The sequence below is a fragment of the Haliscomenobacter sp. genome, from assembly GCF_041740695.1.
Lineage (GTDB): Bacteria > Bacteroidota > Bacteroidia > Chitinophagales > Saprospiraceae > Haliscomenobacter.
Genome location: NZ_JBGSLK010000058.1, coordinates 18,612 through 44,922 on the forward strand (window position 1 = coordinate 18,612; position 26,311 = coordinate 44,922).

Sequence of the window (26,311 nt, forward strand, 5' to 3'; positions counted from 1 at the left end):
TCCCACTTAGACAAGCGCTTACCCAAAATACCCTCACAATGACCAACAAAACCAATGCCTGGGCGCTCCTTTTGCCCCTCCTCTTCCTGAGCCAATGGACTTTTGCCCAAAGCCCTAAACCCGCCCCTACACCCGCCCAATTCCTGGTGCGTTTCCCGGCTAGCAAAGGCGCTCAATTCGATGGCCGATTATTGTTGATGCTCTCCAAAAACGACAAAGCCGAGCCTCGCTTCCAGATCGCCGATGGCCCCGAAACCCAACTCGCTTTTGGTATCGACGTAGAAGATTGGAAAGCCGAACAACTCAAAGCTTTCAACCACAGCGCCTTTGGTTACCCCATCGAAAGCCTCAAAAACATACCTGCCGGGGAATACACCGTACAAGTCCTACTCGACAAATACCAAACCTACAACCGTTCCGACGGCAAGGTGGTCAAACTCGGTTGGGATCGCGGCGAAGGTCGCCAATGGAACCAGGCCCCCGGCAACCTCTACTCCAAACCCATCAAAATTAAATTTGACCCAAAATCCACCAAACCCATTATCCTTGACCTCGATCAGGAAATCCCACCCATCCCCGAACCCGCCGACACCAAATACGTCAAACACATCAAAATCAAAAGTGAGCGGCTGTCCAAGTTTTGGGGTCGCGACATTTACCTCGGTGCCCACGTTTTACTTCCAGAGGGCTTCGACGCTCACCCCGAAGCCCGCTACCCCTTAGCCATTTTTCACGGCCATTTCCCCGATGATTTTAGCGGCTGGCGCACGACTCCACCTGATACCACCGTCCCCTGCACTTACAGCGCCCGCTTCAAACTCGATTGTTACAACCGCATCGAACAACAGGAAGCTTATGACTTTTACAAAATGTGGACAGGACCGAATTTCCCCCGCATGATCGCCATCGAAATCCAGCACGCCACCCCCTTTTACGACGATTCCTACGCCGTCAACTCCCAAAACATCGGGCCATATGGCGACGCCATCACCTACGAGTTGATCCCCTACATCGAAAAGCAGTTCCGGGGGATCGGCCAGGGTTGGGCGCGTTTCATGTACGGCGGCTCTACCGGGGGTTGGGAAGCACTGGCGGCTCAGTTGTTTTACCCCAATGAATACAATGGTTGTTATGCCGCCTGCCCCGACCCGATTGACTTTCGGGCATACACCGTCGTAGACATTTACAAGGACAAAAACGCCTACTGGCTGGATAGCGAGTTCAAAAAAACACCCCGCCCCGGCATGCGCGACTACCTGGGGCACGTATCTGCCACCTTACGGGAGGCCAATATGCGGGAACTGGTGCTCGGCACCAAAAGCCGCTCCGGCCAGCAATGGGACATTTGGGAGGCTGTCTACTCACCGGTAGGTGCCGACGGCTATCCGCAGCCCATCTGGGACAAATACACGGGAGAAATAAACCCCAAGGTTGCCGAGTTTTGGAAAGAAAATTACGACCTTGCTTACATCCTCAAGCGCGACTGGCCCAAAATAGGCACCAGCCTGCGGGGGAAAATCCACATTTATTGTGGGGACATGGACAACTACTACCTCAATAATGCGGTTTACCTGATGGAAGACATCCTGAAAGAAACGACCAACCCTGCTTACGACGGCGAGGTAGACTACGGCGACCGGGCTGAACATTGCTGGAACGGGGATCACACCCAACCCAATGCCATCTCCCGCCTGCGTTACCACCGCATGTTCATCCCCAAGTGGGCGAAGGAAGTGGAAAGTCGGGCACCCGCTGGCGCGGATCTTAAATCTTGGAAGTACTAAAACATGCTCTACGACAATCACGGTCGCCAAATCAATTACGTTCGCCTGGCGGTTACCGACCGCTGCAACCTGCGCTGCTTCTATTGCATGCCGGAGGAAGGCATCACCTATATAGACAAACACGAGCTCTTATCGTACGAGGAAATGATCCGTTTGGTGCATTTGCTGGTCGACATGGGCATCGACAAGGTGCGCATTACGGGCGGTGAGCCCTTTGTGCGCCGGGACATGATGGACTTTTTGCGCCACATCGGCCAAATTCCGGGTTTGCGGCAAATCAACATCACCACCAACGGAACCACCACTGCTCCCCTGGTACCTGAACTGAAAGCCATCGGCATCAAATCGGTCAACCTCAGCATGGATACCCTCGACCCCGATCGTTTTTTTGCCATTACCCGTCGAAACGTGTTCAAAGAAGTGATGAACACCTTCCACGCCTTGTTGGAACACGGCATCAAAACCAAAATCAACGCCGTGGTGATGGATGGAAAAAATACCGACGACCTGATCCCCATGGCCGAACTCACCAAAGATTACCCCGTGAGTGTGCGTTTCATCGAAGAAATGCCTTTTAATGGGGAAGGAAGCTATTACCCCATTTTGGAGTGGAACCATCGCCGGATTTTGGAGCACCTGCGCGGCGCTTTTCCCAATTTGGAAAAACTACCCGATCCGCCCAATTCGACCTCCAGCAATTACAAGGTTCCCGGTTTCAAAGGGGACATTGGCATCATTGCCGCCTACAGTCGCACCTTTTGTGGTACCTGCAACCGCATTCGGGTGACCCCACAGGGTGGTTTGAAGACCTGTTTGTACGACACTGGTGTGTTCAACGTCCGCGATCTGATGCGCGAGGGCGCCACCGACGCCCAGATCCGCGATACTTTTTTAGTTGCTTTAGGGAACCGAGCCAAAGATGGTTGGGAAGCTGAAAAAAATCGTAATTTTGGCCTGCCTGTTTCGGAGTCGATGTCGACGATTGGCGGGTAACTGTTGGTGTTTATATAGACCAGGCGTTTCATCGCCATTTGGAACATGGAGGAAAAAACCAAAAAGAGCCGTAACAAGAAGCCTAAAACGAGTGTCATTGATTCCCCCGCTGTTGAAAGCAAAGGAAACGAAATCATCGTAGTCACTTCTACCGAAAATACCGGAGCGCAGCCGCCTGAATCCTTTACGGGCATGCGCAAGCGCAAAGCACAAACCAAGGCTGGTGGTCTGGTGGCGGTGAGTACAGCGCTCAAGCATGCCCGCAAATACATGCGCGTAGCTGACGCGAAAAAAACCATGTTCAGCCTCAACCAAAAGGGTGGCATCGACTGCCCCGGTTGTGCCTGGCCCGACCCCGACGACGACCGCTCCCGCCTCGGTGAATACTGCGAAAACGGCATCAAAGCCATCGCCGAAGAGGCCCAGCGCAACAGCATCGGCGCTGATTTTTTTGCGCAGCACAGCATCAGCGACTTACAAGCACTATCCGATTTCGAATTGGGAAAAAAAGGGCGTCTGGCCGAGCCAATGATCCTGCGCTCAGGTTCCGACCGCTACGCCCCCATCCCTTGGAATGAAGCTTTTCAGTTGATCGGAAAAGAACTCAACGCCCTGCAATCGCCCGATGAGGCGGTTTTTTATACCTCGGGCCGCACCAGCAACGAAGCGGCGTTTTTGTACCAGCTCTTCGTCCGCGAATACGGTACCAACAACCTGCCCGATTGCTCCAACATGTGCCACGAATCTTCGGGTAAAGCCCTGAATAGCACCTTGGGCATGGGCAAAGGTTCGGTCACGCTGGAAGATTTTGACCACGCTGATCTGGTGATTATTTTGGGGCAAAACCCAGGTACCAACCATCCACGGATGCTTTCTGCCCTGGAGCGTTGCAAAGAAAGAGGTGGCAAAATCCTGGCCATCAATCCCCTCAAAGAAGCCGGTTTGACCAATTTTGTCAATCCGCAGCGCCCCATGAAAATCCTGCGCGGCGGCACTCAATTGGCCGATTTGTACCTGCAAGTCAAAATCAATGGCGATGTAGCCCTGCTCAAAGCCATCATGTCCATGTTGTTGTTTCAGGAAAAACAGGAACTGGGCGATATTTTTGACATGGAATTCATCACCTCGCGCACCGAGGGTTATGAGGATTTTGCCATGCACTTGCAACAGTTCGATTTCCGGGCCTTAGAAGAAGACTGTGGTATTTCCCGTGGCCAAATCCGTAAGGCGGCGCGGATGATCAAAAAATCCAAACGCATCATTGCCTGCTGGGCAATGGGCCTGACCCAACATGAAAATGGGGTGGACAACATCAGAGAAGTTGTGAACTTGCTCTTGCTCAAGGGTAGCATCGGCATCCAGGGCGGCGGCACTTGCCCCGTACGCGGGCACAGTAACGTGCAAGGCGACCGCACCATGGGCATTTGGGAAGCCCCCAAAGCGGAATTCCTGGATAAACTGGAAGAAGTAATCGGCATCAAAGCGCCGCGCAAACACGGTTTTTCTACTGTCGATGCCATTCAGGCCATGTACAAGCGCCAAGCCAAGGTCTTTTTTGCACTGGGCGGCAATTTTATCTCCGCTACCCCCGATACCGAAATCACCGCTCAGGCCTTGCGCAATTGCAACCTTAGCGTCCACGTGTCTACTAAACTCAACCGCAGCCACCTCGTACACGGCAAACAAGCACTCATCTTACCTTGTTTGGGTCGCACCGACGCGGATGAACAGGAAAGTGGCGAGCAGTTTGTCACAACTGAGAACTCGATGGGGGTGGTGCAAATGTCGAAAGGGATTCTGAATCCTTGTTCCGAGGCCCTTTTGAGCGAACCCGCGATTGTGGCTGGACTGGCCAAAGCAACGCTGGGCAACAAGTCCAAAGTAGACTGGGATCAACTCATCAGCAATTACGACCACATCCGCGACTTGATTGAAAAAGTCATTCCCGGATTTGAACAATACAACGAGCGGGTCCGTGAACCAGGTGGTTTTTACCTGCCTAACCCTAACCGCAATCAGGAGTTCAGCACCGCCGATGGCAAGGCCCATTTTACCTGCACCCCCTTGCCGAGCCATCGCCTGGAACCCGATCAGTACCTGATGATGACCATCCGTACCCACGATCAGTTCAACACCACCATCTACGGACTGGACGATCGCTACCGGGGCATTTACAACGAACGCAGGGTAATCCTGATGAACCCCGAGGACCTGGAAGCCGAACAACTCAAATCCGGTGATGTGCTGGATTTGATCAGTGAATACGATGGCCAGCAACGCATTGCCCGTAAGTTCATCGCCGTTGCTTACGATATTCCGTCCAAATGTGTAGCCACTTATTTTCCCGAAGCCAACGTTTTGATCCCCGTGAACCATTACGCCCGGGAGAGCAAAACGCCGATTTCAAAGTCGGTGGTGATTAAAGTAAAAAAAGTTGAGGAAGGTTGAGGAGGTTGAGGAAGGTTTAGGCTACCGCAGCGACTTAGACAAGGCCATTGTCAAAATCGCTGCGGTAGCCTAAACTTTCCTCAACCATCTCAACTTTCCTCAACCTTTCTCAACCTTACCCTCATGTCTTCATTCACCCATCTCGACGCATCCGGCAATCCCTCCATGGTAGATGTAGGCGAAAAAGCCGCTACCAAACGCCTGGCCCGTGCTCGTGCCATCATGGTGTTGGGTGAAGAGATCATGGATCGTTTGGAAAAAGAAGAAATCCACACCAAAAAAGGTCCGGTATTCCAAACTGCGATCATTGCCGGGGTTATGGCTGCCAAAAAAACGGGCGAACTCATCCCACTGTGCCACCCGGTGGGCATGGAAAATTGCCAGATTCACATTCAGGTGAATGAACAGCGAGAGGTAATCATCGATTGTACAGCCTCCGTTACGGCCAAAACAGGTATAGAAATGGAGGCGCTGACTGGCGCTAGCATCGCCGCCCTGACCGTCTACGACATGTGCAAAGCTTTTTCCCACGACATCCTCATCAAGGAAATCAAGTTGATGGAAAAAACGGGCGGGAAAAAAGATTTTAAACGCGAGTAACCCACAAAACGCCCAATGCAAAACCATTGTCAACGTCTAACTTTGTGTCCTCCGTGTTCCTCCATTTTTTCTTTGTGCTAAAAAAAATGCCGCTTTGGCTGTTAAATCCCCAGTGTTTCAGCTCCCCTTTTCCCCAAAACCCTCACTCCCAAGTACACCAAAACAAGCAACGTCACCCCCGCCATCGCCCAAATCGGCTCCATGGCCTCTTTTTCCAAAAACTGCCCGACCTCATTGATCGCCCGCCAAATGTTGTTCAGCCCCAAAAAGCAAGTCACCCCCACAATGAACAGCGTGAAAAAGTTGGACCAAAATCCATTCGCATAAGCTGCACCCAGCAGCACTTTATCATTGGCCGCAAAAAGCAGCGCAATCGTCACGACCGGTAACAAAACCCCATTGATGGCCTGCGCCAAAATGATCGCCGGAATTGGCCGAATCCCAATGATGCTAAAAATGGTACCCACCAGCAACACCGCTCCCCAAACCAGTTTAAAGTTGGATGACTTAGCCGACCAATCCCGCCCCTTGCCTTCACCACTAAACATACTTTGGGCCGTAATAGCCGCCGCAAGTGGGGCAGTAATGGCGGAACTAAAACCCGCAGCAAACAACCCAAGGCCAAACAACAGCACCCCCATTCCACCCAGTTTTCCACTCAAGGCATTCGCCAGCGCCTCGTAGGAATAGGCCCCAGTAACCAACATTCCCGCCGCCAGAATTGCAATCGAAATGAGCCCACCAATCGTCACCGCGATGCCAATGCCCCAGCGCATTTCCGACAAACTTTGGTTTTGTCCGATGCTGGAACCCAAAAACAGGTTGTAAGGCACAATCGTCGTCCCGATCAACCCAATGATCAACAACCCCGAGCCATCGGGCACACTGGGCCAAACCAGGTTTTGTGCCCACTCCCCTATACTTGCCGGAATCTGAACAGCCACGTATACAAACGCGATCCCCATCACGGCCACCAGAATACCCAATGCACGCGATAAAATCTGGAAGTTGTTGACCCACAAAAGGGCTGCACAACCCACCGCCAAAATCAGGGTGAGTACTTCGCGGGATAAACCAGGGATGAACAACAAAGCGCCCGAAATGGCCCCCAACAAATTCCCGGTTTGGTAAGCTGCACAACCAAAGGCGACGGCAATAAACAAGGCCCATTTGATGTTGCGTCCACGGTTTCCGCTGTATTTCAGTGCAATGATCTGCCCCAGGTTTTTGCCAGAGGCAATTGTCATCCGTGCCGCAGTTTCTTGTAAAATGATGGCGGCAATGGTGGAAAAAACCAGCGCCCATAACAATTGCAGGCGATAAGCTGCCCCAGCTTGTGAACAAGTAGTGACCGTGCCCGGCCCAATGAATGCGGCGGAAAGTACCGACCAGAGCAGGACGGAGGAAAAGCCTTGACTGAACGTAATTCTTTTTGACATGAGGGTAGAAGGTTCCAAGGTTCGGAGGTTCCAGGGTTATGTCCGGTCACTGAGCGAAGCCGAAGTGCCGGACATAACCCTGGAACCTCCGAACCTTGGAACCTTAAAAACCCTTCACCCTCCGAACCTTGTATGGTTTTTTCTGTTGCGACTCAAAATACGTTCGCATTTGGATTTCTACTACAATTCCGATGGTAATAAATTGAATGCCGCCAAAAAGCAGCATCATGCCCAGGATGATGAGCGGGCGCCCCCAGATGTCTTCCCCCATCAGTTTGAGGACTAGCAGGTACAAATTGATCAATAAACCACTCGCGAACAAAATCACCCCGGCATTGCCAAAAAGGTGCATGGGTTTTTGCATGTATTTTTTAAAAAAGAGCATCAGCAGCAAATCGCTGATGACTTTGAAGGTGCGGCTAAGGCCGTATTTGGATTTGCCAAACTGCCGGGCGTGGTGTTTCACATCCACCTGGGTGAGCCGTGCACCTTCGAGGTGAGCGAGAACGGGTACAAAGCGGTGCAACTCGCCGTAGAGCCCCAGGTCCTTGGCCAAATCGGCCTTCAACACCTTCAAGGCGCAACCATAATCCTTGAGGTGTACATCGGTCGTGCTGCGGATGATGTAGTTGGCAATGCGGCTGGGGATTTTGCGCAAAACCATGCCATCCTGGCGGTTGGCGCGGTTGCCTGCCACCATATCAAAACCTTCTTCTTCGGCAATTTTGAGCATGCGGGGTAGATCGCTGGGGTCATTTTGCAAGTCGCCGTCCATGGTGGCGATGTATTCACCTTGGGCATAGTCGATCCCCGCCATCAGGGCCAAACTCTGGCCATAATTTTTTTTCAGCTCCACCACCCTCAGCCGAGGGTGCTCCACGCTATACAATTCTTTGAGGGTATTGTCTTTTGAGCCATCATCCACAAAGACCATTTCATACTCATATCCCTCCAGCGCTTCAGCAATGCGCTGAATCTGTGGCTTGATGTTTTCTTCTTCGTTGTAGACACAAACGACAACTGATAGTTTGATTGTTGACATGATCCGTAATTGAATGCTAGCGTTTAGCTTTTAAAGTCCCAATGATAAAATGCCGGCGACCATGGCGCACTTTGAGTTCCGATACCGAATCGACTGCATTAAAATAGCGCGCTGGGTCCACGATGTATAGGGCTTTGGGGTCCATTTTTTCCATTTTTACCGGGATGATTTTGCCCCGAGTATTGGTCAGGTAGATGGAGTTCGTCCATTGCATCCCCGTTTTGCGGTAAATGTACAAGTCTTGATTGCGGAAACGTTCGCCTGCTTCAATCGAGGACTTGCGGCAAGCATCGCCGTAATCGTTCGCATTGCGATTGGGCAACACAAACCAGTTGAAGGCAATCCGCCCGACTAGCAAGAGCATTGCGATGATCAACAAACGCTGCGGCTGCCAGTAGCGATACAGATAAGCGAGACCTCCTGCCAGGAGCAACAAAACACCTGACTTAAGATACAAATAAGGGGTGCTTTGGGTTTGAGGTAAAAACAGAGGAATGGTCAACGTCAAAACCATCAGCACCACTGATATTGCCATAAATCCATTCACCACCTTGGCTGCCCAGGGTTGCTGTACCGCTGCGTTTTGGTGCAAATGCAAAAAAATGCCAAACAGCAGCGGACAAAACATCAGCAAGTAGCGTGGATACACCTCCACCGAAGCCCAATACACCCAGATATTGGCCAAAAAGATCAGTGCGCAGTAGACCATAAAATTATCCTGCTGCAAAACCTTCCAAAGGTCCCGCCGCAGCAAATACAGGATCATGATCGACCAGGGGATGAAGTGGTACACCATTTCAAAAGGGAAAGTAAAGAGGTGCAGGAAGGTTCTCCACCAGCCAAATTGCACGGCAGTCCGTTTGGATGATTCAGTAAAGAGGGTTTGAAATACCGTATCCAAACCATTGTACTGTACATACACGGCATAATAAGCGCCCACTACGAGTACAAAAACCATTCCCCCCAGGAAATGCTGCCAATAAAACAGGCGTTTGAATTCTTTCTGGTAAATGAAATAGGCGAGTAAAGTAAAACCTTGGAAAACCACCGCAGGCAAACCCTTAAGCATAAACCCCAAGGCCGTACACAGATAAGACAAGGCAAACAACCACAACCAATTGCGCCGCTGAAATTGCTGGTAAATGACCATAAACTGCACAAAAACCAGCCAGGAGAAAGTAATGTCGATCAAACCCAACAAGGAGTCCCAAAACAAAATTCGCCCACAAGTGATCAGGGTCATGGCCAGCACAAAGGCCGTGTAAGTGCCGTACTTTTTGCGGAAGCAATAAAAAACCGTGGCCGCAAAACCCAACAAACTCACCAGGGTTGGAATGCGTGTATTAAATTCGTTAATTTGCCCCAGCAGCTTGAAATAACCCAACAATATCCAGTTGAACAAGGGCGGTTTGTTGTAATAAAACTCGCCGTGGAGGGTTGGAGTAATGTAGTTGCCAGAGAGTTTCATTTCCAGGGCCACCAGGGTGCGGATACCCTCATCGTCGATGAAGGTCATCAGGCCCAGGTTGATCAGCAAGGCTGGAAACAACAATAAAATACTCAGGATGTACAGCAGCTTATTGCGTTGTTGGTCGTTCATTCAGTGCGCGGTAAATTGAAGGCGCAAAAATAAGCTAAATTCAATGAATTCTAAAATTTTGATAATGAGGAAGCTACAATTTTTGTTTGTCCTACTTGGCTTTTTTGCTAGCCCATCAGTATCAACACTTTCAGCTCAAACCCCGAATCCCGATGCCGATTGGGTCGACATCCTCAGCGTGGCTCCTGATGTGGTGCTCGACATCCGTTATGCCACCACCAATAATTTTATGTCCGAAAAAATCTACGACTGCGGAGAATGTTACCTGCGCAAGGAAGTAGTAGATGCCATCTCGCGGGTACACAAGCGGCTCAAAGCCCAGGGTTACGGCGGCCTCAAAATGTTCGACTGCTACCGCCCCCATTCCGCTCAGTGGAAACTGTGGAAAAAAGTACCCAACCCCCAGTACGTCGCCGACCCACGCAAAGGTTCCATGCACAATCGCGGCTCCGCCGTGGATTTAACTGTGGTAGACAAAAACGGGAAAGAATTGGATATGGGGACGGGGTTTGATGTTTTTGACAAAAAAGCGTACATCGACTATACGGGACATCCTGCCAACATCAATAACAACCGCAAAACACTTCAGGAGGCAATGATCGCCGAGGGATTTCGGACGACCCGGACGGAGTGGTGGCATTTTTCTTACACGAAAAAATCGTATCCGATTTCGGATTACAGATGGAAATGTGAATAGCTCATCACACTACTGGACATTTTTGTTTATTGGAAACGAAGGACATGAATTGCCTCCAGCTTCAGCTGGTGGATAAGCAGTGAACCTTAGTTTTGGGGCTTATGAAGTTTTTTGAAATCACCGTTCTCAATTCTTAGACTCGGAGCGTATGAATTGCCTCCAGCTTTAGCTGGTGGAGAAGCAGCGACCTCTAGTTTTTGGGCTTTAGCCCCATTTACAAAACTGAGGTTTGGGCTAAAGCCCATTCAAGGTTTGGCCTTTTATCCACCAGCTAAAGCTGGAGGCAATTCATGTCCTCCGAGCAAAATGACCAAGAGTGTGGTAGCTGAATTAACATGAACCTATTCGGCAAATACTTCGGACAAGGGTAGCTCAACCCCTGTTACTGGATCAACAAGCGTCATATCTGCTGAGAAAAATTGATACTTACCCTTTTCAGAATAAACGGAAATAGCTTGGAGACTTGGCATTACAAACCAACACGATTTTACCCCAACTTTAAAATACCGATTGATTTTTTTAACAATAAAACTATCTGACTGTGAGGGTGAGCTTATTTCGATAGCGGTCAAAGGCATTTCTTCCATGGCCAGTTGATCTTCGAAATAGTCAATCTTTATTTTTGGGTAAATGGCTAAATCTGGAATTGCATCTGGTTTTTCTGGCATGACCAGGCTAATCTCAGATAAAATGGTGTATTTTTTACGAAAGTGATAATTCAGATAAGTTGCTAGATTTGTCTGAATAGCAGAGTGGTTGAGGCTGGGCATAGGTTTGTTGCGTTCAATCTCGTACGAGGTCAATTCTTCTTGATTGCTTCCGCTTATTGATGGCATGCTTCAACTGGTTTTATACAAAGCTAATCATTTTGATGGACTAATACAACGCCATATCGAACCGCTTCCTATACTTCACCGTCAACGGATTTTGCGTCCCCCAAGTACGGAACAGCGCAATGGCCGTTTTACGGGGTTGATCGTTGTTGAACGTTTTGTCAATCATTACCGCTTCGATGATTTTTTTGATCGCCCCTTCGTAATCAACGGCCAGCGCCAGTTCCTGCGCTTCGCCCATGGCTACTGCGGCTGGGGAAACATCAGAGGGAACACTTTGAATCCAGTCGGCGATGGTGCGGATATCCGCAGCGGTTTCGGCCAATTCGTGATCGAGGGTAATGTCGTGAACCAGTTGGCGGGCAGTAGCTGGGTCTGGAATTGCCAGTTGTTTGGCCAGGGTGATGCGGGCAATCAGGATTTCCGGATTTTCTTCCACCACTTCAATCAAGGCTTCGAGTGCGCCGGGGTAACCTGCTTCCACTGCTTCGATGAGTGCGCTCAGGTCATCCTGTCCTTCCTCCACCTCTTCGGCTTCGGCGATTTGGGGTAGGTGGGTATCCAGCCATGTTTGGATTTGTGCGCGGGGAAGGGCTCCTGAAAACTCGGCGATGATTTTGCCTTCAAAAACCATTTTAACGGCGGGAATACCTTTGATGCCAAAGGCTTGTGCCATTTCGGGATATTCCTCGGTATCTATTTTGATCAGCGCCCAGCGATCCGTCTGCTCCGCAGCCATTTCTTCAATGACTGGGCCTAGAACCCGGCAAGGGCCACACCATTCGGCCCAAAAATCAATGACTACGGGGATGCTGTAGCTGCGTTCGATTACGTCTTTTTGAAAGTCCATCGGGAGTGTATGATTATTTGCTGGCAATTTAGATCAAAATATGGTTGCATAATGTATCACAAATCACTAATTTTCGTGAAATTCATCATGCTTGTCCCTGGGCATTGGCTCAAGACAGGTTTTTACACCCTTTTCCATGTTGTTTTTGTTCAAATCCTTACACATTGTCGGTTTTGTAGCCTGGTTTACGGGGTTGTTCTACCTCGTACGGATGTTCGTGTACCACCGCGAAGCCCACGATGAAGTCCAGCCCAAACGCGACATCCTCACCCAGCAATTTAACCTCATGGAGCAGCGGGTGTACAAGATCATTTGTAACCCGGCGATGATGCTGACCTGGATTTGTGGTCTGGCGATGTTGTTCCTTTACGGTTGGGAGTGGTTCAAAGTCAATCCCTGGATGCACATCAAACTCGTGTTGCTCTTGGGCCTGACTTATTACCACCTTTGGTGCAAAAAAATGATTGTCAAACTGGAAAAAGGTGACTTCAAAATGAGTTCCCACCGTTGGCGGCTTCTCAATGAGGTGCCAACTGTTTTTTTGCTGGCGATTGTGCTCCTGGCCGTTTACCGCAATGCACTGGATTTTGCCTATGCCCTGGCGGGGATCATGGGCTTCATGATTTTGTTGATGATGGGGGTACGGGCGTATCGGAAGGCGCGGGAGCGGAATCCGAATATATAACCAACATAATGGGCTAAACTTGGGGCTTGCCATAGGGCACCCACGGAGGGATGCCCCTACAATGCATATGCTGTTGTCACCATTTTTTTGGGCGAATGTTTTGTTTTGGCCTGCCGTGATCTACGGGGGGCTGTGCTTGTTTTTTTATTTTTTCCAGGACTATTTTTTCTTTCGTCCTGAGATGTTGCCCAAAAACTTTGAATACCGCTATCCCTTCCCTTTCACCGAACATACTTTTGAGATGGAAGACGGTGGGGTGATCAATGCCCTCCAGTTTAAGGTGCCCAATTCGCAGGGTGTCGTTTTTTACCTCAAAGGCAATTCGCGCAGCCTTAAAGGTTGGGGCAAATTCGCCAAGGATTTCGTTAGCAAGGGCTACGATTTTTTCATGATTGACTACCGCGGATTTGGCAAAAGTAAGGGCCGACGTACGGAGAGTATCCTGCTGAACGATGCCCAAACAGTGTACAAATGGCTGAGCAAAGAGTATCCCGAAGAACAGATCATTGTGTATGGTCGCTCCCTCGGCAGTGGTATTGGTGCCCGACTGGCCTCCTGGAATGATCCAAGGATGCTGATTCTGGATTCACCATATTTCAGTTTTTACCATCAAATTCGCAGGTACGGCTGGTGGCTGCCTCTGCGCTATTTGTTGCGCTACCATTTGCGCACCGACCAATTCCTCAAAAAAGTAACCTGCCCGATTTACATCATCCACGGGAGTAAGGATCGCCTGATTTCTTACGCCCAGGGCAAACGCCTGCACGAAATCAGCGCCGACCGCAGCACCCTCATCACCATCGAAGGCGGCGGGCACAACAACTTGCCCGATTTTCCAGAATACCACGAGCACTTGTACGATATTCTTAATGAGCAGGAGGCCCTGGTTATGTACACCAAGTAAAGTTGAAAAGTTGAAGAGTTGAAGAGTTTAGGGTTGAAAAATTAAAGATGTTCAAACTCAAAATCATTTACTTCCTGTTGCAGTACACCCTACGCGGCACCTTTCGGCAGCGGGAGGTTTTAGCGCGTTTTCAGCAACGCAAATGGCAGCGTTTTAGGAAAAAAGTGCTGAGCAATTCCCCTTTTTACCAAGAATTGGCTCAACGAGAAGCGGATTTGGAAGATTTTCCTTTGATGAACAAAACGGCCTTCATGGCCAATTTTGACCAAATCAATACCCTGGGCATCACACGGGAGGAAGCCATGCAAGTGGCCCTGCACGCGGAAGTTGAACGCGACTTCAGCCCCGAGCTCAAGGGGGCAACGGTAGGTTTGTCCACGGGAACCAGCGGCACTCGAGGGCTGTTTTTGGTCTCAGCTACGGAAAGAGCGCAATGGACGGCCATGGTCCTACGCAGGGTGGTGCCCATCAAGTTATTCAAGCGCCAAAAAGTGGCTTTTTTCCTGCGGGCCAACAGCAACTTGTACAGCTCGGTGCAATCAGCCAGTCTGGAGTTTCGCTTCTTTGACATTTTTCAACCCATCGAAAAGCTGCTCCGGGAGTTAGCAGATTTTCAGCCCCATATTTTGGCCGCACAACCTTCAATATTGAGTGCCATCGCCGAAGGGCAAGTGGCGGGTAGCATCAAAATTCAGCCAAAATTGCTCATTTCATTTGCCGAGGTGCTGAATGACGCGGATAAACAGTTTATCCAAAAAACCTATGCCGTTCCCCTATGTGAAGTCTACCAGTGTACCGAAGGTTTTTTGGCCGTTACCTGCGCACACGGCACCATGCACCTGAATGAAGACATCGCCATTTTTGAAAAAAAATACCTGGACGAGTCGCGTTTCATCCCCATCATTACGGATTTTACCCGCAGCTCGCAGCCGATTGTTCGGTATGAATTGAACGATGTATTGGTGGAAAAAAAAGAACCTTGCCCTTGTGGGTCGTGTTTCACCGCGCTGGAGCGAATTGAAGGGCGAGAGGATGATATTTTGGTTTTTACGGGAGCCGATGGGGAAATGATCAAGATTTTTCCAGACCTGATTTGTCGGGTGATTGCGCGGAGTACGGAGGGTTTTCGGGCTTATCGTTTGCGGCAGGTGGGGGCATTGGAATTGCAGTTGGAATTGGAAAGTGAGGATTTTCAAGTCGTTTCTGCCAAGATCAGTGCTGCGCTACACGTTTTTTTGCAAGAAAAAGGAGTGAATAATCTGAGTATAACCTGCAAACAAGGGATCGAACGGAGAACTGGGGAAAAGCTGCGCCGGGTGGAAAGGAAAATCCCCGCTATTGATAACTGACTCGAATCAAAGGGAATAAATTGTCCAGATCTGTACACCCAAAAAATGATATAAAATTTAAAGCAAGGCCTTTACTTATTCCCTGCGGTGCACAAGTTATTACCGTCATTAAGCTTTGTTTCGCCATTTGATTGGCCTCGCTGCGGTAAAAATAAATGCGGACTTCGCGGTCGGTCAGGTTTTGGATCGTCAAAACACTACGGCAACTCCAGGCACCCTTAGCACTGGTTTTACAAAAAGAATAATTGTATTTCATCTGGATGTTTTCCTCATCAAACACCAAGGTTTTTTGGCCTTTAAACGCAGTGGAGTCACTGGTTTCGATATAGTCTTTGCTGGCTCTGCTGACTTCCTGGATGTAATCGCATTCCTGGTTTTTGCAGCTTGGAATGAAAAGTGACAGGATAATTACCAAGTATATCAAATGGTGTTTCATAGATACTAGATTTTGGTAAATATCTTACTTTATTCAACTAAATTCTTCGTTAGAATATTCATTTGTCAAGCATCAAACTAAAATTAATGCGTCTCAAATCTTGATTTGCAGCATTCAGACCAATCCAGCGTCGAATCTTTGTCCCATTGATTCATATTAGACTTTATGAACAGAAGCTCACTTGGCTAGAACCGCGCTGCTACGCACTCAAAAATGAGCCTCGATCAGGCCAAAAATCCCTCGGTTCTACCTCAAGCAGCTTCTGTTCATAAAGTCTATCAAAAACGCTGCACCATGTACAAGATTTTTGCGCATTGCGCCCTGCTTTTTTTCAGCCTTCAACTTGCTGCTCAAAGTACCAGCAACCCGGTTCGGGTCAGTTTCACACTGGCAAACCCGGGGCTGAGCACCAAGGTCATCGATATCTGCTACTTCGATTACGCCCAATCCAAAGCCAGCGGCTACGGCTATCACCTGGGCGGGCTCAGTAGCCATGCCGTGAACATGCCAGCAGGTACGCGCATTTATGAAAAACGAAAAACCAGGTGGCAACTTATCCGGGTAATCACTGCCGCCGATGCAGGCCAAAAAATCAACCTTGGCAAAACTTATGAGATCAGTCATCAACAATGGCTGGATGCGGCCTGGGCTGAAAAGTATGAAGAAATTTACCGCCTGGAAAAAATCAAGGAACAACCTGAAGTGGAAACCTTTGCACAAAAAGCAGGTTTAGACATGGTTACCTTCAAAGTAGCGGGTAAATCGATGATCGGCAAACAGGTGTACGTCCGCGCTGAAATCCCCGGCGATGAACAAAATTTCAATGTAGGTTTTAGCCGGAAGCTGAACTGGAGTAGTGTTTATCGAGTGAGCTATCCAGTCGGCACCAAGCTGTACCTTTGTGAGGCGCCCTATTGGGAAGGCAAACGGGTCAAAGAATCCTTAATCCTGACCGTAGACAAAGAAAAGAACCTTTATTTGATTCGGATATAAGCAGGAGCATCCCGAATTTTCAGAATAATTCCAAAGCGACATAATTTTCACAAAGAAAGCACAAAGAAACACAAAGGACACAGAGTTAGACGTAGACGACGCTTCGCTTTGTGTCCTTTGTGTCCTCTTTTTTTCCTTTGTGATAAAGAAATGTCGCTTTTGTAGTGTTTATGAAAAATTCGGGATGACGAACTGTTTCATCAAGCTACGTAGATGCAATTCAACTTCAACCTGTATTCCACCCCCTTGCTTTTTGCCTTTATCCAGGGCTGGATTTACGCTGGCATGTTTTGGCTGAGAGCCTCGCGGCATGGACGCTGGTCCGATGGGCTGTTTGGCGTTTTGATCGCCGCATTCACCTTCGAGATTTGGGAATACATGCTGGGCTTTGCCGGGATTGAAATCTTGTGGACTACATTGGAGTTTTTTCCCCGGAACTTTAATTTGCTAATCCCCGCCTTGACCTGGTTTTACCTAAAAAGCCAGTTCAACACACACCTGCAATTTCGTTGGCAGGATTTGTGGCATGCGGCACCATTCAGCCTTTACCTTGGCTATCATTTGCTGGTGTTTTTCCAGGGGCCTGATTTTGTGGATTGGTGGAAAACTGAGGTGCACTTTCCCTGGGGAATCCAATACGTTGAAGGCATTTTGTCTTTCACGCTGACTGCCTTGTATTTTTACTGGGCCTACCAGTTGTACCGTCAATACCGATCCTGGTCACCCACCCAATTCTCCAACCCGGAGTTGTTGAGTTTTGACTGGTTCCGCAATTTTTTGCTGGCCTATTTTTTGTCTAGCGTCATTGGTTGGAGCATGACCTTGATCGACCTCTGGCTGAATTTGGATTTTTGGCACGACTGGTGGGATGAACTGTTCAATGCCGGATTGATTTATTACCTCAGCATTGCAGGGTATGCCCAAACCCAACCTCGTCAACTGGTTTTTGAGCCATCTGCCCAAAAGGCTCCGAATCTAGAGGTGGCCAAAACGGATAAGCTCAGCGAAGCAGAAATGCAACACTGGCAAGAACAATTGACCCGTTTGATGGAAACTGAAAAAATGTACCTGGAACCGGAGCTGGCACTCGCCGATTTGGCGCGTCGACTGGGCACCAATTCCTCGGTTCTCTCAGCTGTCATCAATCGGGTTTTTGAAAAAAACTTCAACGATTATGTCAATGCCTACCGGGTGGAAGCGGTGAAAAGCCTGATGGCTGATCCTGCCTTGGCACACCTTTCGCTGTTGGGGATTGGACTGGAAAGCGGCTTTAACTCTAAGGCAACTTTCAATCGGGCGTTTAAAAAAGCGACTGGGGTTTCGCCCCGGGAGTATGTCGCTCAAACTTTGTGAAACCACAAAAACCCGGTCTGAGTGGGGCATTTCCAGTTTTATTGGCCATTGCTATTATATTTACCTCAAAAACAAACATGAACCAACGCATCGCCCACATCGCCATGGTGGTTGACGATTACGATGAAGCCATCAGTTTTTACACCCAAAAACTGGGATTTCAGCTCCTGGAAGACACGCCATTAAGTGACACCAAACGTTGGGTGATGGTTGCCCCACAAGGACAAGGCGAATGTTGCCTCTTGCTGGCCAAAGGAGTGGGTGATGAACAACGGAGCCGCATTGGCAACCAAACCGGGGGTCGGGTCTTTTTATTCCTGTATACTGATGATTTTTGGCGGGATTATCGGCATTATCAAAGTGAGGGCATTCGCTTTGTGCGGGAACCAGTTGAGGAAGGGTATGGTACAGTGGCAGTGTTTGAGGATTTGTACGGGAATTTGTGGGATTTGATTGAGCCGAAATAGCGAGCCATTTACCCTGATATTTCAAAATTCATTTTTGGAATACCAGGGTAAACAGGGTTTTATTTCCCTCGCTTGCGGAAATAAATGTCTCCACTCACCGATTCAGCCCGTACACTGCTGCCGCCACCATTGATGCTGGTCACCACTTTTTTGCTGTACGCCGAGCTGTTTCCATTCAAGTCGATGTCGAAATCGGTGTAAATTTCACCGGTGACACTTTTAAAATCCAGGGTTGCTGCCGTGTTGGCGGTACGATCTATATCCACAAATCCGCTGATGGTTTTGGCGCGCAATGGGCCATTGTGATCGCGTATTTCAATGTCGCCCGAAATCGTTTCCAGGGCCAGGGAAGTGCCTGCCGGTAGGGTGATTACGTAATCGATGCGTAGGCAATAACAGGCTATATTGCTAACACCTGCGTTCAATAAGGAATCACAATCTCTGCACCAAAAAGAGCGATCCTTGTTCCAGTCTTTATCACGGAAAAAATCCTTCTGGAAATCGGTCTTGATGTTGAGCTCCTCCTGGCCATCCACCGCTTCCATGGTATGAATTTTTTTGTATTCCTCACGCGTGGTTTTGAGGATAGTCGTGAGTTTCAATTCGGCTTTGTCCCAGGTTTTTACCGTGATGGTGCGGGCAAAAGGCAATTTCAAGACCGCTTTTTTGCCACTGGGCATGGAGTAAGTAAAATCTGTTTCATCCCCCGCGCTCTTGCTTGTTGCTTGGGCTGACACAGCAGGTGAGTTTTGGGCATGACCCGTACAGCCCGACAAGAGAATCAGGCACAAAAAGATCAAATTTTTCATGATAGGATGGAATTAGAGGTGAGGAGGATGGATTACTTTTTGCGCAGGTACAAATCCCCGTTAATGGATTTGATGGTCAGTTCTACCCCACCGCCGTTGATATTGGCACCTGAAATGTTGCGACGCAGTGGGTTAAGCCCTTTGCTTTTTTCATCCGAAGCAAATTTGATGTCCAAATCCGAATAAATTTCGCCGTGGATGGTCGACATTGCCAATTTTGCCTTGGTATCGGCGGGCATGGTTACATCCACATAACCATTGATGGTGCTGATGTGGCAAGGTTTGCTTTGATTGACTTTGGTAAAAATCACCTCAGTGTTGCCATTTACAGTGTTGGATACAATCGGGCCAGTTACGTTGGTCAGCTTAATATCCGAACTTTTGCCCACAATTTCCAGCTCGCCGCTGATGTCTTTGATGTCCAGATCACTCTTGTGCCAATCCATCACTTCTACTTTGACATCCGCGTTGTTGGGCACCTTGATTTTGTACTTGGATTCTGCATAGCTGGCTTTTTTGACGGTCATCACGCCGCCGGCTTCTTTGATTTCGAGCCCAATGCCCGTGTTATCTTCGGCATTGTTGTACAAAGGTTTGAGTCCTTTGGCGCGCTCGGGGGGGCCTGGGAACGTGCCTTCGGCTTCAATTTGAATTTCATTGCCACTGTAACCGCTGATTTCAATCTCCGCTCTTTCAATGACAATACTCACTTTAGGCGAAGAGCCGGTAAAGGCTTTTTTGAATGTTTTTTGGGCAAATGTAGCCGGTGTGAGCAACAGCAGCGCTGCGCCCAGTGCAAATAGATACTTCATGCTGGTGATATTTTGAAAAGGTAAAAAATGTCGAATGTTGGTTGAGGAAGGTTGAGAAAGTTTAGGGAGGTTTAGGCTACCGCAGCTGCTTAGACAAGGGCATTATTAAAATCGCTGCGGTAGCCTAAACCTTCTCAACCTCCCTCAACCTTTTATAAGAGTCTTTCCACTCCATTAGCAGCTTGTTCTCGTACAAAATCCATCAACTTATGGTCTTCGGAAACCGAGCGCAAGGTAGGCACTGCTCGCTTATCGCCCAATGCGACCAGAATTTCAATGATGGTGATTTGTACTTCGGGACTTTGTTCAGTTGACAAACTGTTGATCAGTGCTTTACGTGCCAGCTGATCTTCATTGAATGTACTCAGGGCCTGCGCCGCTTTCATGCGCACATTCACCATGTCATCGAAGTTCAGGGTATGGATCAACGCTTTGATTACCTCTGGGTCGGCCTTTTGTTGTTGCTCCAATACGTTCACAGCCTGGATGCGGTCGCTGGCGCTGGGTTCGTCCAACATGGCCAGCACCAGCATTTTTTGGGTGCTGTGCATCTCATCGCGCAAAGCCATGATTTCAGCTTGTTGCCGCTGATTGATGCGCCAAAACCAGCCAAACCCAAGCCCAACCAACACCAAGGCCACCGCTGCCGCCGCCTGCAACTCGATGCGCGGAAGCGCGTGGAAGGAAAAAATCCTCCCACGCCAGTTGGGTGATTGCGCTTTGTTTTTTTCTGCTCGTAAAAAATCATTAAAGTCCTGGTCCAACGCCGCAGAAGGTTGTTGCTCCGGCAATTGTTCCATTTGAGTCCATACCAGTTGTAATTCTTCCAGGCTTTTGCGCAGTTCTGCGTCTTGGGCCAGTTGTATTTCCAGTTCCTGACGCGCCTCCGGGGACAAAGTGCCCTCGAGGTATTCCATCAGGACTAAGGCAGTTTTATCGTGCATCATCATAGTTGTTCGAGTTTAAAATAAAGGCTGCGCAATTGTTGCAGGGCGCGGAACACTTTTAGTTTCACAGCCCCTTCCGAGCAGCCAATCAATTCACCCACCTCGGCGTACTTCATGCGTTGATAGCGGGTCAGCAACAATATTTCCAGTTGCTCTGGCGGCAATTGTTGCATGGCTTTTTCCATCAACACCAGGTTTTCCTCCCGCCCCAGACCTACGTCGTTCAGCTCGGGCCGGTTTTCGTACTGGCTGATGTCTTCCTGGATCATTTTGCCACCTTTCCTTTGCCAATCGGATTGTACATTGCGCGCAATTTGGTACAACCAGGCGCGAAAGGCCATTCCTTTGCGGTAACTTTGTCGGTACTTGATAACCCGTTCGAAGAGGTTTTGCACCAAATCTTCACTGGCATCGCGGGCAATGCCCTGGCGCAGAAAGAAGTTGAACAAATTGACCTTGTAGCGCTGAAACAACACGGCTGCCGCATCGAGCTTGCCCTCGGCAAGTTGTACCATCAGTGCTTCGTCAGTAGGATGTGGTGTGCGCTGCATTTTTTCCGTGTGCTTTCTATTTCAGGTTACTTTACTAAAGGGAAAAGGTTACGCGAAAAATGATTATTTTTTTCATCGAGAACTTGTTTAAGGAACGTATTGCGGACAAACACCGTTAGCTATTTGTTTTCCAACACCACTAAAAGTAACACATTTTCATGATTCGAAAATTGGCCAGCATACGTCAATGCACTGAATTACAAGCCATTCCTGGTGCCGATGCCATTCAGGTAGCCGTTGTGGACGGTTGGACTTGTGTGGTTAAAATTGGGGATATTCAAGCTGGGCAAAAGGGAGTTTATTTTGAAATCGATTCTTTTTTACCCGTCGATGATCCTCGTTTTGAATTTCTGCGCAAATCTTCGCTGCGCAAAATGGGCGATACTGAGGGGTTTCGGCTGCGCACCATCCGTTTGCGGGGACAATTGTCGCAGGGTTTGTTTATGCCACTGCACTTGTTTCCCGAGGTGGATCCGGCAGAGCCAGTGGGTACCGACCTGACTGAGCGTTTGCGCGTAGACAAATACGAGCCGCCCATCCCAGCCGATTTGACTGGGAAGGTGATCGGGCCTTTTCCGGGCTTTATCCCCAAAACGGATGAGGAGCGGGTGCAAAACTTGCTGGAAGAATTTGCCACTTGGCAGGGTTTGTCATTTGTGGTCAGCGAAAAACTGGATGGAACCTCCTTTACGGCCTACCAGCGCAATGGCCATTTTGGGATCTGTTCGCGCAACTGGGAATTGTCGGACGAAGATCCCAATTCGTACTGGAAAGTAGCTGCCGAAACGCAGTTGCTGCAAAAACTGGGCAGGCAAAATTTGGCCATCCAGGGCGAAATGATCGGGGAAGGCATCCAAAAAAACATGTATAAATTGCGGGGGCAACACTTGTTTGTTTTCCATGTGTTTGACATTGACCAGCACCGTTTTTACTCGTATAGCGAAACGCTGGATTTTTGCCGCAACAACGATTTGCAGATTGTGCCGCTGGTCAGCGCCGATTTTCAGTTGCCTGTTAAAGTGGAGGATTTGCTGCGCATGGCGGATGGGCCGTCAATTCTGAATGAAAAGGCTGGGCGGGAAGGTTTGGTGCTGCGCAGCGCGGATCGGAAGATTTCGTTTAAGGCGATTTCGAATGCCTTTTTGGAGGCAGAGGATTGACCCGCTCTGAGGTGAATCTTAGGTGTCTTCGGTTTCTTAGGTGGTGAAGATTTGTTCTTTTTCACCACCTAAGAAACCTAAGACACTTAAGGAATCACCTCAGGTATGACGCTGGAAGGGTTGATTTCGCCAACAGTTTAGAACTGGAAATAAATGAACGGCACCACCTCCGCACTCGCCGTCTGAATCACCAGCCAAACCACGAAGGCCAATACCAATGACTTGACGGGTGCCGGGCTGCGTTCAAACAAGCCATCCCAGAAACTGTACCAGCGCGTGGGTAAGAAGTGCAACAAGTAGCCAAGGCCAATCAGCAACAAAACCTGCTTGTAGCCATCCCACAACTGCCCACACAATTCCGGGTGCAGCGAAGAACCAATTTGAGTCAGCACCGCCGCTGTGGTGTCCAAAGGAGGATTAGGATTGTTCAAAGCCCCCGCGCGGAACAAAATCCAGCAGAAAGTAACAAAATGGAAAGTCAAAAAAGTACCTACCCAGGGGCCGATGATCAGCCGATTGCTCATTACATCCACCGCAGTAGCCAATAAGGTGAGCAAAAGCGATAAGCTGAAAAAGACGAGGTTAGCCCAGCTCAAACTCGACAGCTGCTCGTCCGTAATTCCCCCGCTGGAAGATAGGGTGTACAGGATAAACTGCAAAGTCCCCTGCACCATGACCACAATGATGAAAGCACGCATAGCTGGGTTGCCCCAAAAACGGCTTTTGCCTGACATGGCCCGATCAATTGCCAGCGCGATGCCGTGCAGCGCACCCCAGGCAATGAATACCCAACTGGCACCGTGCCACAAACCGCCCAATACCATGGTGATCATCAGGTTGAAATAGGTAAAAAACTTCCCCCTGCGGTTGCCGCCCAGGGAAATGTACAGATAGTCACGCAGCCAACTGGACAGCGAAATGTGCCAGCGGCGCCAGAACTCCTGGATGCTGCTCGAACGATACGGCGTGTGAAAGTTGTCCGGCAACGTAAAGCCCAACAACAAGGCCAAACCAATGGCCATATCTGAATACCCGGAAAAATCGCAATAAATCTGGATGGCGTAACCATAGGTCGCCATCAGGTTTTCCAGCCCGGAATACAAGGATGGATTTTCAAAAACCCGGTCTACAAAATTGATGCTGATGTAATCGGAAATGATCGTTTTTTTCAACAACCCGCCCATGATCAGGATCAGCGCCCGACTCATTTGTTCATTGCTCAGGATCGGCTTGCGGCGGATTTGGGGTATAAAATCGTGGGCGCGGACAATCGGCCCGGCCAGCAATTGGGGAAAAAAAGTCACAAAAAAACCGAAGTCCAAAAAGCTGCGCAAAAAAGAGCGAAAGTCTTTCATTTCGGAGCTGACTGGTTTGATCAGCCCCCGATACACATCCAAACTATAACTCAAAGTTTGGAACACAAAAAATGAAATTCCGGCGGGCAAATAGATGTTTTGCAGCGCCCAATCGGTCTGAAAAGAGCTATTGATGATGTCGATGAAAAAGTTGGTGTACTTGAAATAAACCAGCATGCCCAGGTTAAAAACCAGGCTGAGGATCAGGAAAAACAATTTACCGCCCTTACCATTTGCCTTATAAATGAAGTGGCCCAGGAAAAAGTCGACCACCGTAGAAAACACCAGCAGCATGAAGGGGTAGGTGTACAATACCCACAGATTCACTGGCCCTCCGGTGCATTTGTAGTAAAAAAACAGGGAAAAAATCGTGGTGAGCAGCAAGCGCAGGTTGAAACTGCGCAGCAATAACAAGTACAAGGTGTAAAAAATAAAAAACAGAATGAAGAACTCCAGGTTGCTAAACAGCAGGGGTCTGGATGCTACATAAGTCCACAATCCTGAAAAGTCGGTCCAGTTAATTGGCGGCATAGGCTTTTTTCAGCGCATCGTACAGCAATTGCGCCTTCACTAAATATCCTCGTTCGGTAAAATGAATTCCGTCCGCTTGCGCAAGATTCTCGGAACGCCAGCGGCGCATCGAGCCCAGTCCACCCATGATTTGGTGCAAATCCCACGTGGCTACATTGTGTTCTTGCGTTTGCCTGCGCAATATATCGCGAACCTGCAAACCTATGGTATTATCCACCGATTTATTTTTTAATGCATCGGGGTTAATGGTCACTAAAATAGGCACTTGGGGCATTTTGGCTTTCAATTTGGTCAAAAAAGCGTCCACTTCCCGCTCTACCTCGGCCATCTTGCTAGCTGGCAAAAAAGATTCGTTGGTGCCCAAGGTGATGATGATCAGATCGGGGTACAACATGGCAGCCTGATCTACAAAGTATTCGGCGTGGTTGTAGTGGTAATAAGTCACCCCATTGGCCCCGGCCGCGTTGTACAATACGCCGGAACGGGTGTTGTTTTCCAGCACAAATCCAAACAGGGTCGTCCGCTCCTGCCGGGGCTGTCGTTTCAGTCCCTTCAAGCGCAACAAATTTGTGAGGGTATCCAGGTGGACAATGCTGTGGAAGGGTTGATTGACATCGGCAGCTCCTGCAACCACCTTAGAACCCGCCGTGATAAAAGTAGTGAGGTCGGGTACCGGGCTTGGGGTGGGCGCTGGCGTGACCAGTTTGGAGGCAGGTATGGTCAGGTTTCGGCCGGGATGGATCAGGTTGCTGTTCAGGTTATTGAGTTTGCGCAGCTCCACGATGTTGCAGTGGTACTTGCGCGAAATGCTGTACAAGGACTCCCCGGGGCGTACTTTATGAATCGTCGTTGAGGACGGAATGATCGGTTTGCTGTTCACACTGGCAGCTATGACTTTGGTACCCGTGGGTTTGGGTGGGCTGGCTTGGGGGGTATTGCCCGTTTCGAGCAACATGTCAAATATTTCCGGGCCTTTTTCGTGAAAAATGGTTACCGAGTTGAAGCGCTGATCCAGGCCGTAACGATCTTGAGGGAAAAGGTCGAGCTCAAAGTTTTCGGAATAGGTGCGTACGCCCATTCCGCTTAGGCCAATGGGCACTTCGGTGTGTTGGAAGGTGCTTTTGCGCCCCAGCCAGCTGCCAGTAGCGCTGCTTTTGACGTCGCGGGCATTGTAACTTCCCGCCTGGCGGTAGGGGAAAACCAAACCGCGCCCGGCGGCACCGTACTCGTACTGGAAAAATGCCCGCATCCAACCGGTGAAATAATCGCCCTGGATGTGAGAATCGCCAATGTGCAAAATGCGCACCTGGTTGGACTTACCTGCACGTAGGTCGTCCAAACGCTTGAAAAAGGGTTCCAAACTTTCTTTGCGCTCAATAACGTTGGCGCCAAAATCGATGTAGGGGTATTGGGCCGGGTCCAATTCCGCTGGCCTAGGGATGGTGTCTTTTGGGGCGGGGGTGATGGGCTTAACCACCACTACCTTGGCTGCTACGGCGGTAGCCTTGGGTTTTTCGGCCGCAGGGGCACAACCCAGGGATGCCAATACCAGGCTCAGGCAAATCTTAAGGGGGACTTGTAACATGACCTGAATGTGATAAGGTTTCGAGGATGTAGGGGCGTTTCAGGTTCATGGGTGGCTGGAAAGAATACAAGGCTCTTAGGATGGGGTA

24 protein-coding genes are annotated in these 26,311 nt (G+C 49.3%); 12 read left to right on the forward strand and 12 right to left on the reverse strand.

What is annotated here, in order from left to right:
- Positions 1–38: 38 nt before the first annotated feature.
- From ACEW9O_RS12655 to moaC, 4 genes are all read left to right on the forward strand, one after another.
- Positions 39–1,784 (forward strand): alpha/beta hydrolase-fold protein, encoded by a 1,746-nt coding sequence (locus ACEW9O_RS12655; RefSeq protein WP_373550532.1) that lies wholly within the window; start codon positions 39–41, stop codon positions 1,782–1,784.
- Between the two features lie 3 nt (positions 1,785–1,787).
- A complete protein-coding gene (gene moaA / locus ACEW9O_RS12660; RefSeq protein ID WP_373550533.1) occupies positions 1,788–2,777 on the forward strand; it encodes a GTP 3',8-cyclase MoaA in 990 nt (329 codons plus the stop codon).
- Between the two features lie 45 nt (positions 2,778–2,822).
- A complete protein-coding gene (locus ACEW9O_RS12665) occupies positions 2,823–5,225 on the forward strand; it encodes an FdhF/YdeP family oxidoreductase (RefSeq protein ID WP_373550534.1) in 2,403 nt (800 codons plus the stop codon).
- Between the two features lie 123 nt (positions 5,226–5,348).
- Positions 5,349–5,825, forward strand: coding sequence for a cyclic pyranopterin monophosphate synthase MoaC (gene moaC / locus ACEW9O_RS12670; RefSeq protein WP_373550535.1), 477 nt, complete (start codon positions 5,349–5,351; stop codon positions 5,823–5,825).
- Positions 5,826–5,926: 101 nt separating this feature from the next.
- Here the strand turns inward: moaC and ACEW9O_RS12675 are convergent, their stop codons facing one another.
- The 3 genes from ACEW9O_RS12675 to ACEW9O_RS12685 form a co-directional block, all read right to left on the reverse strand.
- A complete protein-coding gene (locus ACEW9O_RS12675; RefSeq protein ID WP_373550536.1) occupies positions 5,927–7,264 on the reverse strand; it encodes an Nramp family divalent metal transporter in 1,338 nt (445 codons plus the stop codon).
- Between the two features lie 103 nt (positions 7,265–7,367).
- A complete protein-coding gene (locus ACEW9O_RS12680) occupies positions 7,368–8,306 on the reverse strand; it encodes a glycosyltransferase family 2 protein (protein WP_373550537.1) in 939 nt (312 codons plus the stop codon).
- Positions 8,307–8,322: 16 nt separating this feature from the next.
- A complete protein-coding gene (locus ACEW9O_RS12685) occupies positions 8,323–9,906 on the reverse strand; it encodes an ArnT family glycosyltransferase (RefSeq protein ID WP_373550538.1) in 1,584 nt (527 codons plus the stop codon).
- Positions 9,907–9,970: 64 nt separating this feature from the next.
- Between ACEW9O_RS12685 and ACEW9O_RS12690 the strand changes: the two genes are divergently transcribed.
- On the forward strand, positions 9,971–10,603 hold the full coding sequence (locus ACEW9O_RS12690; protein ID WP_373550539.1) for a M15 family metallopeptidase: 633 nt from the start codon (positions 9,971–9,973) through the stop codon (positions 10,601–10,603).
- 341 nt (positions 10,604–10,944) lie between these two features.
- Here ACEW9O_RS12690 and ACEW9O_RS12695 read toward each other — a convergent pair whose 3' ends face one another.
- On the reverse strand, positions 10,945–11,439 hold the full coding sequence (locus ACEW9O_RS12695; protein WP_373550540.1) for a Uma2 family endonuclease: 495 nt from the start codon (positions 11,437–11,439) through the stop codon (positions 10,945–10,947).
- Between the two features lie 40 nt (positions 11,440–11,479).
- Positions 11,480–12,286 carry a tetratricopeptide repeat protein gene (locus ACEW9O_RS12700; RefSeq protein WP_373550541.1) on the reverse strand — a complete coding sequence of 269 codons (807 nt, stop codon included), beginning with the start codon at positions 12,284–12,286 and terminating at the stop codon, positions 11,480–11,482.
- Between the two features lie 136 nt (positions 12,287–12,422).
- On the opposite strand from ACEW9O_RS12700, the gene ACEW9O_RS12705 reads away from it, so the two are divergent.
- The 3 genes from ACEW9O_RS12705 to ACEW9O_RS12715 all read left to right on the forward strand — a co-directional run bounded on the left by ACEW9O_RS12705 (position 12,423) and on the right by ACEW9O_RS12715 (position 15,224).
- Positions 12,423–12,971: a CopD family protein gene (locus ACEW9O_RS12705; RefSeq protein ID WP_373550542.1), complete on the forward strand. Its 549-nt coding sequence runs from the start codon at positions 12,423–12,425 to the stop codon at positions 12,969–12,971.
- Between the two features lie 67 nt (positions 12,972–13,038).
- The gene (locus tag ACEW9O_RS12710) at positions 13,039–13,875 is read left to right on the forward strand and encodes an alpha/beta hydrolase (RefSeq protein WP_373550543.1); all 837 of its coding nucleotides are present in this window, start codon (positions 13,039–13,041) and stop codon (positions 13,873–13,875) included.
- 47 nt (positions 13,876–13,922) lie between these two features.
- Positions 13,923–15,224: a F390 synthetase-related protein gene (locus ACEW9O_RS12715; RefSeq protein WP_373550544.1), complete on the forward strand. Its 1,302-nt coding sequence runs from the start codon at positions 13,923–13,925 to the stop codon at positions 15,222–15,224.
- On the opposite strand, the gene ACEW9O_RS12720 is transcribed toward ACEW9O_RS12715, so the two are convergent.
- Positions 15,211–15,660 (reverse strand): hypothetical protein, encoded by a 450-nt coding sequence (locus tag ACEW9O_RS12720; protein WP_373550545.1) that lies wholly within the window; start codon positions 15,658–15,660, stop codon positions 15,211–15,213. The genes ACEW9O_RS12715 and ACEW9O_RS12720 overlap by 14 nt on opposite strands.
- A gap of 294 nt (positions 15,661–15,954) precedes the next feature.
- On the opposite strand from ACEW9O_RS12720, the gene ACEW9O_RS12725 reads away from it, so the two are divergent.
- The 3 genes from ACEW9O_RS12725 to ACEW9O_RS12735 all read left to right on the forward strand — a co-directional run bounded on the left by ACEW9O_RS12725 (position 15,955) and on the right by ACEW9O_RS12735 (position 18,473).
- The gene (locus ACEW9O_RS12725) at positions 15,955–16,653 is read left to right on the forward strand and encodes a hypothetical protein (RefSeq protein WP_373550546.1); all 699 of its coding nucleotides are present in this window, start codon (positions 15,955–15,957) and stop codon (positions 16,651–16,653) included.
- Between the two features lie 213 nt (positions 16,654–16,866).
- A complete protein-coding gene (locus ACEW9O_RS12730; RefSeq protein ID WP_373550547.1) occupies positions 16,867–18,006 on the forward strand; it encodes a helix-turn-helix domain-containing protein in 1,140 nt (379 codons plus the stop codon).
- 77 nt (positions 18,007–18,083) lie between these two features.
- Positions 18,084–18,473: a VOC family protein gene (locus ACEW9O_RS12735; protein ID WP_373550548.1), complete on the forward strand. Its 390-nt coding sequence runs from the start codon at positions 18,084–18,086 to the stop codon at positions 18,471–18,473.
- 59 nt (positions 18,474–18,532) lie between these two features.
- Here the strand turns inward: ACEW9O_RS12735 and ACEW9O_RS12740 are convergent, their stop codons facing one another.
- The 4 genes from ACEW9O_RS12740 to ACEW9O_RS12755 all read right to left on the reverse strand — a co-directional run bounded on the left by ACEW9O_RS12740 (position 18,533) and on the right by ACEW9O_RS12755 (position 21,592).
- A complete protein-coding gene (locus ACEW9O_RS12740; RefSeq protein WP_373550549.1) occupies positions 18,533–19,282 on the reverse strand; it encodes a DUF4097 family beta strand repeat-containing protein in 750 nt (249 codons plus the stop codon).
- 32 nt (positions 19,283–19,314) lie between these two features.
- Positions 19,315–20,094 carry a DUF4097 family beta strand repeat-containing protein gene (locus ACEW9O_RS12745; protein ID WP_373550550.1) on the reverse strand — a complete coding sequence of 260 codons (780 nt, stop codon included), beginning with the start codon at positions 20,092–20,094 and terminating at the stop codon, positions 19,315–19,317.
- 152 nt (positions 20,095–20,246) lie between these two features.
- On the reverse strand, positions 20,247–21,044 hold the full coding sequence (locus ACEW9O_RS12750) for a HEAT repeat domain-containing protein (protein ID WP_373550551.1): 798 nt from the start codon (positions 21,042–21,044) through the stop codon (positions 20,247–20,249).
- Entirely contained in the window at positions 21,041–21,592 is a 552-nt protein-coding gene (locus ACEW9O_RS12755; protein ID WP_373550552.1) for an RNA polymerase sigma factor, read from the reverse strand. The genes ACEW9O_RS12750 and ACEW9O_RS12755 overlap by 4 nt, the downstream gene beginning before the upstream one ends.
- A gap of 158 nt (positions 21,593–21,750) precedes the next feature.
- On the opposite strand from ACEW9O_RS12755, the gene ACEW9O_RS12760 reads away from it, so the two are divergent.
- A complete protein-coding gene (locus ACEW9O_RS12760; protein WP_373550553.1) occupies positions 21,751–22,752 on the forward strand; it encodes an RNA ligase (ATP) in 1,002 nt (333 codons plus the stop codon).
- Positions 22,753–22,889: 137 nt separating this feature from the next.
- Here the strand turns inward: ACEW9O_RS12760 and ACEW9O_RS12765 are convergent, their stop codons facing one another.
- Together ACEW9O_RS12765 and ACEW9O_RS12770 are read right to left on the reverse strand one after the other, a co-directional pair.
- Positions 22,890–24,638 (reverse strand): MBOAT family protein, encoded by a 1,749-nt coding sequence (locus ACEW9O_RS12765; protein ID WP_373550554.1) that lies wholly within the window; start codon positions 24,636–24,638, stop codon positions 22,890–22,892.
- Complete coding sequence (locus ACEW9O_RS12770; RefSeq protein ID WP_373550555.1) at positions 24,625–26,223, reverse strand: GDSL-type esterase/lipase family protein; 1,599 nt, start codon at positions 26,221–26,223, stop codon at positions 24,625–24,627. Before ACEW9O_RS12770 ends, ACEW9O_RS12765 begins: the two co-directional genes overlap by 14 nt.
- Positions 26,224–26,311 lie beyond the last annotated feature (88 nt).

What these genes read in the sequence shown, in the direction of transcription:
- ACEW9O_RS12655 (WP_373550532.1), top strand. Translation starts at nt 39, where the DNA reads ATGACCAACAAAACCAATGCCTGGGCGCTCCTTTTGCCCCTCCTCTTC.
- moaA (WP_373550533.1), top strand. Translation starts at nt 1,788, where the DNA reads ATGCTCTACGACAATCACGGTCGCCAAATCAATTACGTTCGCCTGGCG.
- ACEW9O_RS12665 (WP_373550534.1), top strand. Translation starts at nt 2,823, where the DNA reads ATGGAGGAAAAAACCAAAAAGAGCCGTAACAAGAAGCCTAAAACGAGT.
- moaC (WP_373550535.1), top strand. Translation starts at nt 5,349, where the DNA reads ATGTCTTCATTCACCCATCTCGACGCATCCGGCAATCCCTCCATGGTA.
- ACEW9O_RS12675 (WP_373550536.1), bottom strand. Translation starts at nt 7,264, where the DNA reads ATGTCAAAAAGAATTACGTTCAGTCAAGGCTTTTCCTCCGTCCTGCTC.
- ACEW9O_RS12680 (WP_373550537.1), bottom strand. Translation starts at nt 8,306, where the DNA reads ATGTCAACAATCAAACTATCAGTTGTCGTTTGTGTCTACAACGAAGAA.
- ACEW9O_RS12685 (WP_373550538.1), bottom strand. Translation starts at nt 9,906, where the DNA reads ATGAACGACCAACAACGCAATAAGCTGCTGTACATCCTGAGTATTTTA.
- ACEW9O_RS12690 (WP_373550539.1), top strand. Translation starts at nt 9,971, where the DNA reads ATGAGGAAGCTACAATTTTTGTTTGTCCTACTTGGCTTTTTTGCTAGC.
- ACEW9O_RS12695 (WP_373550540.1), bottom strand. Translation starts at nt 11,439, where the DNA reads ATGCCATCAATAAGCGGAAGCAATCAAGAAGAATTGACCTCGTACGAG.
- ACEW9O_RS12700 (WP_373550541.1), bottom strand. Translation starts at nt 12,286, where the DNA reads ATGGACTTTCAAAAAGACGTAATCGAACGCAGCTACAGCATCCCCGTA.
- ACEW9O_RS12705 (WP_373550542.1), top strand. Translation starts at nt 12,423, where the DNA reads ATGTTGTTTTTGTTCAAATCCTTACACATTGTCGGTTTTGTAGCCTGG.
- ACEW9O_RS12710 (WP_373550543.1), top strand. Translation starts at nt 13,039, where the DNA reads ATGCTGTTGTCACCATTTTTTTGGGCGAATGTTTTGTTTTGGCCTGCC.
- ACEW9O_RS12715 (WP_373550544.1), top strand. Translation starts at nt 13,923, where the DNA reads ATGTTCAAACTCAAAATCATTTACTTCCTGTTGCAGTACACCCTACGC.
- ACEW9O_RS12720 (WP_373550545.1), bottom strand. Translation starts at nt 15,660, where the DNA reads ATGAAACACCATTTGATATACTTGGTAATTATCCTGTCACTTTTCATT.
- ACEW9O_RS12725 (WP_373550546.1), top strand. Translation starts at nt 15,955, where the DNA reads ATGTACAAGATTTTTGCGCATTGCGCCCTGCTTTTTTTCAGCCTTCAA.
- ACEW9O_RS12730 (WP_373550547.1), top strand. Translation starts at nt 16,867, where the DNA reads ATGCAATTCAACTTCAACCTGTATTCCACCCCCTTGCTTTTTGCCTTT.
- ACEW9O_RS12735 (WP_373550548.1), top strand. Translation starts at nt 18,084, where the DNA reads ATGAACCAACGCATCGCCCACATCGCCATGGTGGTTGACGATTACGAT.
- ACEW9O_RS12740 (WP_373550549.1), bottom strand. Translation starts at nt 19,282, where the DNA reads ATGAAAAATTTGATCTTTTTGTGCCTGATTCTCTTGTCGGGCTGTACG.
- ACEW9O_RS12745 (WP_373550550.1), bottom strand. Translation starts at nt 20,094, where the DNA reads ATGAAGTATCTATTTGCACTGGGCGCAGCGCTGCTGTTGCTCACACCG.
- ACEW9O_RS12750 (WP_373550551.1), bottom strand. Translation starts at nt 21,044, where the DNA reads ATGATGATGCACGATAAAACTGCCTTAGTCCTGATGGAATACCTCGAG.
- ACEW9O_RS12755 (WP_373550552.1), bottom strand. Translation starts at nt 21,592, where the DNA reads ATGCAGCGCACACCACATCCTACTGACGAAGCACTGATGGTACAACTT.
- ACEW9O_RS12760 (WP_373550553.1), top strand. Translation starts at nt 21,751, where the DNA reads ATGATTCGAAAATTGGCCAGCATACGTCAATGCACTGAATTACAAGCC.
- ACEW9O_RS12765 (WP_373550554.1), bottom strand. Translation starts at nt 24,638, where the DNA reads ATGCCGCCAATTAACTGGACCGACTTTTCAGGATTGTGGACTTATGTA.
- ACEW9O_RS12770 (WP_373550555.1), bottom strand. Translation starts at nt 26,223, where the DNA reads ATGTTACAAGTCCCCCTTAAGATTTGCCTGAGCCTGGTATTGGCATCC.